10 protein-coding genes are annotated in these 12,712 nt (G+C 70.3%); 8 read left to right on the top strand and 2 right to left on the bottom strand.

Annotated features, from left to right (window positions below):
- The first annotated feature begins 1 nt into the window (after position 1).
- The 5 genes from ACLBKU_RS14785 to ACLBKU_RS14765 all read left to right on the top strand — a co-directional run bounded on the left by ACLBKU_RS14785 (position 2) and on the right by ACLBKU_RS14765 (position 4,362).
- Positions 2-1,888 (top strand): hydantoinase B/oxoprolinase family protein, encoded by a 1,887-nt coding sequence (locus ACLBKU_RS14785; protein WP_410180322.1) that lies wholly within the window; start codon positions 2-4, stop codon positions 1,886-1,888.
- Positions 1,885-3,066 (top strand): CaiB/BaiF CoA transferase family protein, encoded by a 1,182-nt coding sequence (locus ACLBKU_RS14780; protein ID WP_410180321.1) that lies wholly within the window; start codon positions 1,885-1,887, stop codon positions 3,064-3,066. Before ACLBKU_RS14785 ends, ACLBKU_RS14780 begins: the two co-directional genes overlap by 4 nt.
- Positions 3,066-3,701, top strand: a complete 636-nt coding sequence (locus tag ACLBKU_RS14775; RefSeq protein ID WP_410180320.1) for an isochorismatase family protein — start codon at positions 3,066-3,068, stop codon at positions 3,699-3,701. The genes ACLBKU_RS14780 and ACLBKU_RS14775 overlap by 1 nt, the downstream gene beginning before the upstream one ends.
- Before the next feature lie 400 nt (positions 3,702-4,101).
- The gene (locus tag ACLBKU_RS14770) at positions 4,102-4,215 is read left to right on the top strand and encodes an enoyl-CoA hydratase (RefSeq protein ID WP_410180319.1); all 114 of its coding nucleotides are present in this window, start codon (positions 4,102-4,104) and stop codon (positions 4,213-4,215) included.
- 33 nt (positions 4,216-4,248) lie between these two features.
- Positions 4,249-4,362 carry an enoyl-CoA hydratase gene (locus tag ACLBKU_RS14765; RefSeq protein WP_410180318.1) on the top strand — a complete coding sequence of 38 codons (114 nt, stop codon included), beginning with the start codon at positions 4,249-4,251 and terminating at the stop codon, positions 4,360-4,362.
- 27 nt (positions 4,363-4,389) lie between these two features.
- Here ACLBKU_RS14765 and ACLBKU_RS14760 read toward each other — a convergent pair whose 3' ends face one another.
- Complete coding sequence (locus ACLBKU_RS14760; protein WP_410180317.1) at positions 4,390-6,615, bottom strand: TonB-dependent receptor family protein; 2,226 nt, start codon at positions 6,613-6,615, stop codon at positions 4,390-4,392.
- A 191-nt stretch (positions 6,616-6,806) separates the two neighbouring features.
- Here ACLBKU_RS14760 and ACLBKU_RS14755 point away from each other — a divergent pair, with 191 nt between their 5' ends.
- A complete protein-coding gene (locus tag ACLBKU_RS14755; RefSeq protein WP_410180316.1) occupies positions 6,807-8,732 on the top strand; it encodes a PAS domain S-box protein in 1,926 nt (641 codons plus the stop codon).
- A 3-nt stretch (positions 8,733-8,735) separates the two neighbouring features.
- On the opposite strand, the gene ACLBKU_RS14750 is transcribed toward ACLBKU_RS14755, so the two are convergent.
- Positions 8,736-9,710 (bottom strand): alpha/beta fold hydrolase, encoded by a 975-nt coding sequence (locus tag ACLBKU_RS14750; protein ID WP_410180315.1) that lies wholly within the window; start codon positions 9,708-9,710, stop codon positions 8,736-8,738.
- Positions 9,711-9,760: 50 nt separating this feature from the next.
- Between ACLBKU_RS14750 and ACLBKU_RS14745 the strand changes: the two genes are divergently transcribed.
- Positions 9,761-11,608, top strand: coding sequence for a PQQ-binding-like beta-propeller repeat protein (locus ACLBKU_RS14745; RefSeq protein WP_410180314.1), 1,848 nt, complete (start codon positions 9,761-9,763; stop codon positions 11,606-11,608).
- Complete coding sequence (locus tag ACLBKU_RS14740) at positions 11,605-12,684, top strand: VOC family protein (RefSeq protein WP_410180313.1); 1,080 nt, start codon at positions 11,605-11,607, stop codon at positions 12,682-12,684. Before ACLBKU_RS14745 ends, ACLBKU_RS14740 begins: the two co-directional genes overlap by 4 nt.
- Positions 12,685-12,712: the final 28 nt, after the last annotated feature.

The raw sequence follows: 12,712 nt of genomic DNA, 5'->3' as shown, positions 1-12,712 counted from the left end.
CATGCCGGCTCGCATCATCGAAACCAACCCCGCGCCCTTCAACGCCGTCGCCATCGACCCGGTCACGCTCGACATCATCGAGAACGCGCTCAGGAACGCCCGCATCGAGATGGACGCGACCCTCGTGCGCACCGCGATGAGCCCCGGCATCCGCGAACAGGGCGACGCCTTCCCGCTGATCTCCGACCCCGCCGGCAAGATGATCGTCGGCCAGTTCGGCAGCTTCATCGACGGCTTCCTCAAGAGCTACGAGGGCACGATCGAGGACGGGGACATGATCTTCCTGTCCGATCCCTATTCCTGCGCCGGGGCGATCTCGCATTCCAACGACTGGCTGGTGCTGCTGCCGGTGTTCAAGGACGGGCGGCTGATCGCCTACACCGCGATGTTCGGCCACCAGAGCGACATCGGCGGCGCGGTCCCCGGCTCGATGCCCATCGGGGCCTCCTCGATCTTCGAGGAGGGGGTGCGGATTCCGCCGGTGAAGATCTGGAAGCGCGGCGAATACAACGAAGACCTGATGAAGCTGGTCATGCACCAGACCAGGAAGCCCGACTGGTGCCAGGCCGACCTCAACGCCCTCATCGCCTCGTGCCGCGTCGCCGCGCGCCGGGTGATCGAGATGGCGACGCGCTTCGGCGACGACGTCTATGTCTCGGCGACGCAGGAGCTTCTCGCCCGCAACCACCGCGCGATGAAGGCGCTGATCGGCATGGCGGTCGCCGAGGAGCCGGTGAGCTTCGAGGACTATATCTGCGACGACGGCAAGGGCTACGGCCCCTATAAGATTCGCTGCACGATGTGGCGCGAGGGCGACAAGGTGGTGCTCGATTTCGCGGGAACCGACCCTCAGTCGGCGGCCTCGATCAACTTCTTCCTCAACGAGAACATGTTCAAGATGTTCTTCGGCATCTACATGATCATGGTCTTCGACCCGCAGATCCTGTTCAACGACGGGTTCTACGACCTCATCGAGGTGCGCATCCCCGAGGGCTCGCTGCTGAAGCCGCGGTTCCCCGCCGCGCTCTCGGGCCGGACGCACGCGCTGGGGCGGATCTTCGACATCCTCGGCGGATTGCTCGGGCAGAAGACGCCCGAGTTCCTCAACGCCGCCGGCTTCTCCTCCTCGCCGCACCTGTTCTACTCCGGCTGGGACGCGCGCGAGGACGGGACGCGCGACTGGTTCCAGCTGTTCCAGATCGGCTTCGGCGGCATTCCGGGCCGGCCACTGGGCGACGGGCCGGACGGGCACTCGCTGTGGCCGGGCTTCACCAATGTTCCCAACGAATTCCTCGAGCGCTACTTCCCGCTTCGCATCGAGCGCTATTCGACCGCGCCCGACAGCGGCGGGGCGGGCCTCCACCGCGGGGGCAACGGCATCCACATGACCTACCGCTTCCTCGCCGACGGGGAGATCGCGATCCATGACGACCGCTGGTTCGTCCCGCCCTGGGGCGTCAATGGCGGCCACCCGGGTGCGCGGGCGAGGAAGGTGCTCGAACGCGCTGACGGCACCACCGCGATCGTCGGCAACAAGGTCGAGAGCGTCGCGGTGAAGGCCGGCGATCTCCTCCACTTCATCACCTGGGGTGGTGGCGGCTGGGGCGACCCGCTGGCGCGCGATCCCGCGCTGGTCGGCCTCGAAATCCGGCAGGGCCTCGTCACTCCAGAGGGCGCGCGCGCCTATGGCGTGGTCGCCGACGCCGAGGGCGCGGTGGACGTCGCCGCCACCGAGGCGCTGCGGGCCGAAATGTCTGCCTCGCGCGGCGAACTCCCGCTCTTCGACTATGGCCCCGGTATCGAGGCGCTCCGGGCGAACTGCGCGGCCGAAACCGGCCTTCCCGCCCCTGTGCAGCCGGTCTGGAACCTCAGGGAGGCCGCGGAGTGAGCGCGCTGGAGGGGATCAAGGTCGTCGAGATGGGCCAGCTCCTCGCGGGGCCCTTCTGCGGGCAATTGCTCGGCGACATGGGCGCGGACGTCGTCAAGATCGAGCCGCCGGGCGCGGGCGATCCGATGCGCAACTGGGGCCAGGGCGAGGAGAAGGTCCAGTGGGAGGTGATTGCGCGCAACAAGCGCTCGGTCACCTGCAACCTGCGCGTCCCCGAGGGACAGGCGCTCGCCAAGCGGCTGATTTCGCAGGCCGACGTGCTGATCGAGAACTTCAAGCCCGGCACGCTCGAACGCTGGGGGATGAGCCCCGCCGAGCTCCACGAGGCGAACCCCGGCCTCATCATCGCCCGCATGTCGGGCTATGGGCAGGACGGGCCTTACAGCGACCGCGCGGGCTTCGGCGGGATCGGCGAGGCGATGGGCGGGTGGCGCTACATCGTCGGCGAGCCCGACCGGCCGCCGAGCCGTATGGGCATCTCGATCGGCGACACGCTTTGTGCGACATATGGCGCGATGGGCGTTCTCGCCGCGCTCCACCACCGCTCGAGGACCGGCGAGGGGCAAGTGGTTGATTCCGCGCTCTATGAAGCGGTGCTTCAGGTGATGGAGGGGCTCATCCCCGAGTACGACCGCAACGGCGTGATCCGCGAGCGCTCGGGCTCGGTGCTCAAGGGCATCGCGCCCTCCAACGTCTACACCTGCAAGGACGGCAGCTACATGATCGGCGCCAATGGCGATGCGATTTTTTCCCGGCTTTGCAAGGCGATGGGCCGCCCGGAGCTGGCGCAGGACGAGCGCTATGCCACCCACATCGCGCGGGGGCACCACCAGGACGAACTCGATGCGCTGATCAACGACTGGACCGGGACGCTCACCGTCGACGAGGTCGATGCCCTCATGATCGCGCACTCGATCCCCGCCGGCCGGGTCTATCGCGCGCCCGACATGCTCGCCGATCCGCACTTCCAGGCGCGGCAGGCGATCGTCGCGGTGGAGACGCAGAACCGCGGCAAGATCATGATGCAGAACGCTTTTCCCAAGCTCTCGAAGACCCCCTCGGGGATCCGCCGCCCCGCCCCGGCCGAGCCGGGGCAGGACAATGCCGAGGTCTATGCCGAGCGGCTCGGGATCGGGCCCGAGGAACTGGCGCGGCTCGCCGGGGCGGGGGTGATCTGATGGTTGGAGGCTCGCCCTCGGACTCCTACGCAGGCGTCTTCGAGGGGCGACTCCAGCCAGGCACGCGGCCCGCGCTGCTGGTGGTCGATGTCGTGGCGGCCTATCTCGCGGAAAGCTCCCCCCTCTACATGAAAACCGCCGCCGCGGCGCTGGAGAGCAACCGGCGGCTCGCCGAGGCCGCGCGGGGGGCTGGGGTGCCGGTGGTGCTGACCAATGTCAGCTACAGGGAGGACGGTTCGGACGGCGGGGTGTTCTGGCGCAAGTCCCCGGTTTTGCGTGTCTTTACAGAGGGCTCGCCGCTCGGCGTCTTCCCGGACGAGCTCGCAGATCCGGCTGACCATGTGGTCACGAAGCAGTTTCCCAGCGCCTTTTTCGCGACCGGGCTTGCCGGGATGCTCCATGCCCGAGGAGTCGATACCCTGCTGATCGGCGGCTATTCGACCTCGGGCTGCGTGCGCGCTTCGGCGCTCGATGCGGTGTGCCACGGCTTCGTCCCGCTGGTGGTGCGCGAGGCCTGTGCCGACCGGCATTCGGCCCCCCACGAAGCGAATCTCTTCGATCTTCAGGCGAAGTATGCCGAGGTGGTCAGCGAGGCCGCTGCAATGGCGGTCCTGGAGCGGGCTGGCGCGGGCTAGGCGGGGTCTGGAGGGGGTCTGGAGGGGGTGTGGACCCACCCTGGAGCGGGCTGGAATCGCGCGCCATCGCGGCCTTGTCCTTGCAAAGCCTCGACTTTTCGGATTTCGAAGAGTTTTTCGGCGAATTTTCGCGCGGGCCATCGCTATGTGCGACGCTCGCGATCCTAGGCCCCGGCACAGCGGTAGGAAAGCGCGCCCTTCCGCATGGCCGGAAAAGCGCCTCGCCAAAATGCGGCGAAGAATCCCAATCTTTCGTTTCGCTGAACGAGGCCCTGCGCCACTGCGCGACCCGAAACCGCGGAAATCCGCCATTTCTCCAGTTTGGCACACCTGATGCAATCTATCCGGCATCCCCGGGACGGTCCCGGAAACACGAAGCAAAGCCCAAAGGAGACCTCAGATGTTCGCCACCGAAACCACCAGCCGCCTCGCCGCCGCCGCCTTCTCGGTCGTGCTCTCGGCCGCCTTCTTCGCCTACGCGATCCTCCCCGCCAGCCCCTCGCTCGTCGCCTGATCCGGCGAGAGCCCCAAGCCAAGGACCACAGCCATGTTCGCTCCCGACACCGCCGCCCGCTTCGCTTCCGCCGCCTTCGCGCTCGTGCTGACCGCGGCGAGCTTCGCCTACGCGATTATCCCCGCCAGCCCGACCCTGCTCGCCTGAGCCGGGCCGGGTCGGCAGGAAGGAGCTTCAGCCCTTCCAGCCGATCGAAACGTAGAAGCTCCGCGGCGCGCCCGGATCGAAGCCGCCGCCGCCGCCCGGCCGGACCCGCCCGGCATATTCTTCATCCAGCAGATTGTTCACCCCCGCGCCGACCGAGAAGCCGCCCGCGACGGGCCATTCGACCGAGGCATCCAAGACCTCGTAACCCGGCAGGAAGAAATCGGCCACGTTGTTGTCCGCGCCCTGCTGATCGCCCACCGAGGTGAAGATCAGCGCCGCCCGCGCCCCGTCCGTGCCGATCCACGCCAGCGTCGAGCGCAGCAGGTGTTCGGGCGCATATTGCGGGGTGAAGCCGTCCGCCACGCCGCTCGTGAAATCCGCGTCGAGCAGCTGGAGATTGGTCGAAAGCCGCAAGCTGCCGCCCTCGGCCTTCGCCAGCCCCTCGGGCCCGACGAGATCGAGCCGCAGCGCGAGATCGACGCCCTGGTTCCTCATCGAGCCGACATTCTGCCGCCGCGCCCCGCCCGCGCCCACCGCGCCGAAGGGCGGCGAGGCGGGCAGCGGCCCGGCGAGGAAGCCGACCTGGTTCTCGAACTCCACCCGGAACAGGCTCGCGTCGATCCGCAAGGGCGGCGCGGGTTCGGCCTGGAGCCCCGCCTCGACGGTGAAGGCATAGGAGGCATCGAAGGTCCCCGCCGCGTCCACGCCCGCCTGGAAGGTCACGCCGTCATTGTAGAGCAGCGGCTTGAACCCGCGGCTGGCATTGGCGACAAAGCGCAGGGTCTCGCTCGCGTCCCAGGTCACGCCGATCCCGTAGAGCGGCACGGTCTGGGTGTCGGAGCGGTTGCCGAGAGGGCCATTGGGCGCGCCGGGCCCGCCGCCGGTGGCGCTGCCGGTGGCAAGGTCCAATGTCTCGACGACCTTCTGGCGCAGCCGCTCGACCCGGAAGCCGGGGACGATATGCACGTCGCCGAGGCCGAGCTTGACCTCGCCGAAAGCCGCGAGCGTGTCGCCGCTGCGCGAGACCCGCGCGAGCGCGCCCGCGGTGCCGCGGAAATCGGCGTTGCTCGCGCCCTTGTCGACGAAGACCGGCGCGTCGGAGGTGTGGCCGAGCACGCCGAGGGTGAGGCTGTGCTGCGCGCTGCTGCCGAAATCGTGGCGGGCGCGCAGATCGATCCCGGCGGTGTCGAAGACCTGGCGCTGGCGGATCAGCACGTTGGCGTCGGGCGTCACCTGCCCGAAGCTCCCGCCCGCCTGGCGCCAGCTGGTGCGCTCGAAGCGGCTGTAGAAGGCGCGCGCGGTGACCAGCGTCGCGTCGCTCGCCTGCCATTCGAGCGCGAAGGTCGGGGCGAGGCGCTCGATCGCGATGCGATCTCGCGGGGTCGATCCGTCGCGGCGGTCGGCGGCGAGGCGCGCGCGGCTGAGGCCGCCGGGCTCGCCGAACTCGCCCTTGTAGTAATCGAGCGCGAGGGTCGCGGTGACGCTCTCGCCAAGGTAGTGCGCGCGGCCGCGCGCGGTGGTCTGCTGGTGGTCGGAATTGACGCGGCGCGGGCCGTCGCCTTCCGAATATTGGACGAAGCCGTCGGCGGCGAGCGTGCCGTTCGAGGCGGCGAGGCTGGCGAGGCCCGATCGCAGGTCCCAGCTGCCCGCGGCGAGGCGCGCCTGCCCTTCCACTCCGGCCGCGCGGCGCGGCCCCTTGAGGACGTAGTTGATCGCCCCGCCCGGCTGCGGCCCGTAGAGCAGGCCCGAAGCGCCGCGGATGAACTCGACCCGCTCGACCGCCTCCAGGGGCGGGATGAAGTAGCCCGCCGGGTAGGAATACATGTCGGGGACGGCCGGCACGGCGTCCTGGAGGGTGAGGATGTTCCAGCTCTCGTGCGGCTCGCCGAGCCCGCGGTAGGAGAGCGAGGCCCAGGCGCCGTTCGAGACCTCGGAGACGAGCAGGCCCGGGATGTCGGCGAGCGCGACGCGCAGGTTGCGGGTCGGCACCGGGGCGATGTCGGAGAGCACCGCGATGTCGCCGAGCTTGCCGGCGAAGATCAACGTGCCCGACTGATCCGGGAGCCGGTCGCCCTCGCGGTCGGCGGTGACGATGATCGAGGTCGCCTGGCTGGCGGTCGTCCCCGATCCCTGGGCCTCGGCGGCGCTGTCGCTTTCGGCGGCGGCGGTCCCGGCCTCGGCGAGCGCGGGGGCGGCGACCGAGGCGAGCAGGGCGGCGACGGCAAGGCGGACAGCGGCAGCGGGAGAGGACATCGGGGCTCCGGTTGTGGTGAATCGGTGCCGCGGTTTCTTGCTATTGCGAATGATTGTCAATCGATATTAAGGTGCGTCCCGCAGCTCAAGGTCGTTCCGTGGACGCTGCATGAAATGGGGCGGGCCGAACGTCATAGGATTCGGACACAGTTAAGAAACCTGATACGCACACACTCCTGAAGGGATCGAGCTTGCCGAAGGAACGCGCCAGACCTGCCGAGGTGGACGCTGCCTTGCGTGCGCGGCTGATGCTGCTCGTCAAGGCGGTGCAGGAGCTCGCCGGGGCGCGCTGCCTCGACGAAGTGGTCTCGACCCTGCGCGCCACCACCCGCGCGGCGATCGGCGCGGACGGGATCGCGATCGTGCTGCGCGACGGCGAGCACAGCCACTATGTCGCCGAGGACGCGGTCGGCAAGCTGTGGACTGGGCAGCGCTTCCCGCTTGCGGAATGCATCTCTGGCCGCGCGATGCTCGAGGGCGCGCTGATCGCCATCCCCGACATCTATGCTGACCCGCGCGTGCCCTACGAGGCCTATCGCAAGACCTTCGTCGCGAGCATGGCGGCGGCGCCCATCGGCGTGCCGCAGGCCTCGGCAGCGCTGTGCGCCTACTGGGCGAAGAAGGGCCCCATCTGCGAGGAGGTGCTGCAATCGCTCCAGACCCTCGCCGGAGCGGCCGCGAACGCGATCGAGAACGGGCGCCTGTTCGAGCGCCTGTTGGCGAGCGAGCGGCGCTTCCGTACGCTGTTCGAGCTGTGTCCCGTCGGCATCGCGATCTACAATGCCGAGACGCGCGTGGTGCCCGACGTGAACGAGGCGATGCTCGGCATAGCCGGCATGACCCGCCGCGAATTCGAGAGCGGGGCATGGGATTTCGTGCGCGCGACGGCGCCCGAGTTCGTGCCCATCGACGCGCTGGCCCGCGAACAGATCCAGCGCACCGGCGCGATCCGCCCCTACGAGAAGGCCTTCCTGCACCGCGACGGGAAGCGGGTCCCCGCGCTGATGGCGGCGTCGGCGCTCGATGCGGACAGCGGCGCGACGATCGTGGTCGCGCAGGACCTCACCGCGGTGAAGGCCGCCGAGGCCGCGCTCGCGACGAGCGAAGCGATGCTGCGCGGCATCACCGACACGGTGCGCGAGGCCTTCTACACCATGGAATGGCGCGAGACCGGCCCGAAGGTCGCCTATATCAGCGCCGCCTTCGAGGAGATCTGGGGCCGCTCGCGCGAGAGCCTCGTGGAAGCGCCGATGTCCTTCCTCGATGCCATCCACCCCGAGGATCGCCCGCGCGTCGAGGAGGCGGTGGAGCGCCAGAGGGCGGGCCACGAGACCGAGACCGAATACCGCATCGCCGATCCCGCGGGTCGCCAGAAGTGGATCTTCGACCGCGCCTACCCGGTCATCGACGAGGACGGCAGGGTGGTCCGCACCATCGGGGTCGCCGAGGACATCACCGCGCGCAAGCACACCGAGATGCGCGCCGAGCTGATCGCGAAGGAGATGGACCACCGCGCGCGCAACCTCATGACGATCGTGCGCGGGATCGTCGGCCAGACGCTGCGCTCGCAGAACGTCGCGCCCGAGGTCACCGAGGCGCTGCTCGGGCGGCTCGCGGCGCTCTCGGCGGCGCACAAGGCGATCATGCGCCAGAACTACACCTCCGCCTCGCTGGCCGAGCTGGTCGCGCTCGCACTGGAGCCGTTCAGCGCCCGCACCGCGCGGATCGCGGCGAGCGGGCCGGACTGCGAGCTGGTGCCGCAGATCGGGCTGATCCTCGCCCTCGCGCTCCACGAACTCGCGACCAACGCGATGAAGCACGGCGCGCTGTCGGTGCCGGCCGGGACGGTGACGCTCGGCTGGGAGCACGTCACCATCGGCGATGCGCCCGCCTTCCGCCTGACCTGGCGCGAGCGCGGGGGCCCGCTGGTGCCCGCCGCGCGGCCGAAGCTGGCCGGGTTCGGCACCAACCTGCTCGAACAGGGGCTGACCTGGTACGGCGGCGAGACTCGCCTCGACTTCGCACCGGAAGGCCTGACCGCGACGCTCTCGCTGCCGCTCGCGCTCAACCCCGAGGGCGGGCCCGAGGCTGCGCCCGGCCTGCGCGCCGCGGCGTGATCCTCAGGGGCACCTGCCCCCCGGCAGCCCTATGAAGGCGCCCAGCGCCGCATTGGCGCCTTCCGGCTTCTCGAAGGGTGTCCAGTGCCCGACGCCCGCGAGCGTCACGGAGGTGAGGTTCGGCGTCCGCGCCTTCGCGCGCGCGGCGAGGCTCGGGGCGAAGGTGCGGTCGGCGCTCCCCTCGATCAGCAGCACCGGCAGCGCGAGCGGCTTCGCGCGGCGCGGCCAGCGCGGCGCGGCCGCCGCTTGATCGAAGGGCGGGATGTTGGCGCGATACCAGGCGATCCCCGCATCGACCGCCGCCGGATCGGCGAGGCTCGCGCGAAACAGCGCCCCTTCCTCGGCCGTGAGCACGCCCTCCTCGACCATGCGGCGATAGGCGGTCTCGTAGAGCGTCGCGGGCACGTTGCGCTCCGCCACGGATGCCCGGTCGAGCGCGGTGAGGCGCGGGATATAGGCCGAGGCGGCGCGCTGCTCGGGATCCTCGGCCAGCAAGTCGAGGAACAGGTCATACGAAGGCGCGCTCAGCACCGCGAGCCGCTCCACCCGCGCGGGCTTCCACTGCGCATAGGACCAGGCGAGCGCCCCGCCCCAGTCGTGGCCGACGAGCGTCACCTTCTCGCGCCCCGCAAGCGCGGCAATCGCCTCGTCGAGCCGCCGCGCCAGCCGCTCCACGCGATAAGCCTCGTCCCCCGCCGGTCGCCCCGAGCGCCCCGCCCCCGGCGCGTCGATCGCGATCATCCGGCGGCACGCGGCGAAGGCCTCCATCTGGTCGAACCAGACATACCAGAAGCTCGGGAAGCCGTGGACGAGGATCACCGTCGGCCCTTTGCCGGTCGCGACATAGTGGATGCGGCTCTCGCCCGTCCCGAGGTAGCCCTCCTCGTAAGGCTGGCGGCCGACGGCGTTGGCGTGGAGGACCGCGGGATCAGGCGGCGGGGTCCCGAGACCGGCCGCGGCGGCGAGCAGCGCGAGCATTGACACTCCCCTTGTATTGCAATAATCGTCAATAACTGAGGGAGAGAGCCTTGTCACCACATTTCCGCCCCCTTCCGGCGGCCACCCTGCTCGCGGGCCTGCTGCTGCTCGCGGCCTGCGCACCTGCCGAGGAGACCGCCGGCGAGGACCCCGCCGGGACGAGCGCGACCAGCGGGCAGGCGGCGCTGGGCGAGGCGCTCTACAAGGCGAACTGCGCAAGCTGCCATGACGCGGGCGTCGGCGGCGCGCCGACCCGCGCGGCGCTCGAGAAGCGCTCAGCGGCCTATATCAAGGCGGCGCTCACCGCCGGGGTGATGAAGGCGCAGGGCGCGGCGCTCAACCCCTACGAGACCGCGATCCTCGCCGAGCATCTCGGCAGCAAGGCGCCCGTGCAGGCGGAGAGCGGCAAGCGCTGCGAGGGACGCCTCGCACTCGCGGGCGCGCCGCTCTGGAACCGCTGGGGGAACGGGACCGCCAACACCCGCCACCAGCCCGCGACCGCGATCACCCCGGCGAATGTCGGTCGGCTCGAGCTCGCATGGGCCTTCGGCTTTCCCGAGGCCCAGCGCGCGCGCTCGCAGCCGGTGGTGACCGAGAGCGCGATCTTCACCGGCAGCCAGTCGGGCCGGGTCTATGCGCTCGACCCCGCGAGCGGGTGCATCTGGTGGACCTTCGACGCCGCCGCCGAGGTGCGCAATGCGCCGGTGCTCGACATGGGCGCGGCGGGCGGCCCGGCGCTCTATTTCGGCGACTTCGGGGCGCGGGTCTATGCGCTCGACGCGGCCACCGGAGCGCTGCGCTGGAAGACCGAGGTGCGCGATCACCCCGACGGGACGATCACCGGCAGCCTTGCGCTTCACGAAGGGCGGCTGTTCGTGCCGCTCTCCTCGACCGAGGTGCTGAGCGCCTACAACCCGGACTACGCCTGCTGCACCTTCCGCGGCGGCGTGACCGCGCTCGATGCGGCGAGCGGCAAGCGGCTGTGGCGCTGGCATTCGGTCGAGCCTCCGGTGAAGCAGAAGGGCGGCGGCTTCGGCCCGAGCGGTGCGCCGGTGTGGGGAACCCCGACGGTCGATCCCGCACGCGGCCTCCTTTACGTGGGGACGGGGGAGAACTACTCCTCGCCGGCCAACGGCATGAGCGATGCGATCGTCGCGATCGAACTCGCCACCGGCAAGCGTCGCTGGGTGATGCAGGCGACCGCGCGGGACGCGTGGAACGCCGCCTGCGGGACCGACAAGCCCGCCAACTGCCCCGCCGAGGACGGCCCCGACTTCGACTTCGGCGCGCCGCCGATGCTGGTGAAGGCGGGGGCGCGCGACCTGCTGCTCGCCGGACAGAAGTCGGGCGAGATATTCGCCATCGACCCCGACAGGGGGAGCATCGTGTGGCGCAGGCGGGTCGGGCGCGGGGGCTTCAACGGCGGCATCCACTGGGGCATGGCGAGCGACGGCAAGGCGCTGTTCGTGCCCGTCGCGGACACGCCGGGCAGCCGCTTCGCCAAGGGCGACGCGCAGCCGGGCTTGCATGCCTTCGATGTCGCGACCGGCCGGCCGCTGTGGTCGAATGTCGCGCGGCTGAGGTGCAAGGCGTTCAGCTTCGCCTGCATCACCGCGCTCTCGGCGCCCGTGACGCTCGCGCCCGGGCTGGTCTTCGCCGGAGGGCACGACGGGCGGCTGGTCGCACATGACGCCTCGACCGGCAAGGTGCTGTGGATGGCCGAGACCAACCGCGCCTTCCCGACGGTTAACAAGGTGGAGGCCAAGGGCGGCACGATCGACGGCCAGGGCCCGGTGGTCGCGGGCGACAGGGTGATCGTCAATTCGGGATACGACAAGTTCGGCGAGATCGGGGGCAATGTGCTGCTCGTCTACCGCCTCAAGGGAGCCAGACCATGATCCGCCCTGCCCTGCTTGCTGCCGCCTGCGCCCTCATCGCGGGCTGCGCCGCCGCTCCCGCCCCCGCGCCGCTCGCCGCCGCCCCGGTCGTGGCGGGCGCGATCAAGGGCGTCCATCACATCGGCATCACGGTCAGCGACATCGACGCGACGCTCGCCTTCTACCGCGCTGCGGTGCCCTACGAGCTGGTCGAGCGCCGGATGGTCCCGGCGAGCACCTTCCCGGCCGAGGTGCTGGCCAAGCGCAAGGGGCATGTCGAGATCGCGCTGGTCAGGACCCCGACGGTGTTCCTCCAGCTGATCGACCTCGACCCCGCCGCGCGGCAGCCTGCCGAGCGCCGCGCCGTCACCGGGCCGGGCTACACCCACATCTGCTTCCAGTCGCCCTCCACCGCGCCCGCCTACGATCGCTTCAAGGCGCATGGCCTCGCCATGCTCTCGCGCGGGGAGGGGCCGGTCGACCTCGGCGGCTACGGGATCACCTATGCCTATGGCTTCGACCCCGACGGGGCGATGATCGAGATGGAGCAGCTGACCCCGCAAGTGATCGCCGCCCATGGCGAGCTCGGTACCAAGCGCGCGCGGTTCCCCGCCTGGGCGACGCATATCGGCACCATCACCGGCGACAAGCCCGCGCTGGTCGCCTTCTACACCATGCTGCTCGGCCACGGCCCGCGCCGCGAGCTGCCGCCGACGCGGCGCGCGACCTTCGACGCGATCACCGACATCGACGGCATCGTCGCCGAGGCGAGCTGGTTCGACGCGGGCAATTTCGAGCTCGAGTTCTGGCACTACATCGCCCCCGTCCCGACCCCGCGCGGGACTCAGCCGCAGAGGATCGACCGGATCGGCTACAACGCGATCGCCTTCGAGACCGACGACCTCGCCGCCGCCACCGCCCGGCTGGAGCGCGAGGGGGTGCGCTTCGCCGGCAAGGCCTTTACGCTCGGCGGCTGGCGGGTCCGCTATGCCCGCGACCCGGAGGGCAATCTCATCGCGCTCCAGCAGAACGTCGCCGCGGGCCCGGCGCGCTCGATCGACGCCATGCTGTGGCTCAAGGACCGCGCGCCCGGCTGAGCCATCGGGCCAAGTTGATCGCCGCCGC

Origin of the sequence: Erythrobacter sp. NE805, from assembly GCF_046452355.1 — a bacterium.
Classification (GTDB): Bacteria; Pseudomonadota; Alphaproteobacteria; order Sphingomonadales; family Sphingomonadaceae; genus Erythrobacter.
Note: the sequence above shows the minus strand (reverse complement) of the source record. Positions and strands in the feature narration are given on the sequence as shown.

Bases quoted from the DNA above. Each gene is read 5' to 3' on its own strand.
- ACLBKU_RS14775 (WP_410180320.1), top strand. From the start codon at position 3,066: ATGGTTGGAGGCTCGCCCTCGGACTCCTACGCAGGCGTCTTCGAGGGG.
- ACLBKU_RS14785 (WP_410180322.1), top strand. From the start codon at position 2: ATGCCGGCTCGCATCATCGAAACCAACCCCGCGCCCTTCAACGCCGTC.
- ACLBKU_RS14770 (WP_410180319.1), top strand. From the start codon at position 4,102: ATGTTCGCCACCGAAACCACCAGCCGCCTCGCCGCCGCCGCCTTCTCG.
- ACLBKU_RS14750 (WP_410180315.1), bottom strand. From the start codon at position 9,710: ATGCTCGCGCTGCTCGCCGCCGCGGCCGGTCTCGGGACCCCGCCGCCT.
- ACLBKU_RS14760 (WP_410180317.1), bottom strand. From the start codon at position 6,615: ATGTCCTCTCCCGCTGCCGCTGTCCGCCTTGCCGTCGCCGCCCTGCTC.
- ACLBKU_RS14740 (WP_410180313.1), top strand. From the start codon at position 11,605: ATGATCCGCCCTGCCCTGCTTGCTGCCGCCTGCGCCCTCATCGCGGGC.
- ACLBKU_RS14765 (WP_410180318.1), top strand. From the start codon at position 4,249: ATGTTCGCTCCCGACACCGCCGCCCGCTTCGCTTCCGCCGCCTTCGCG.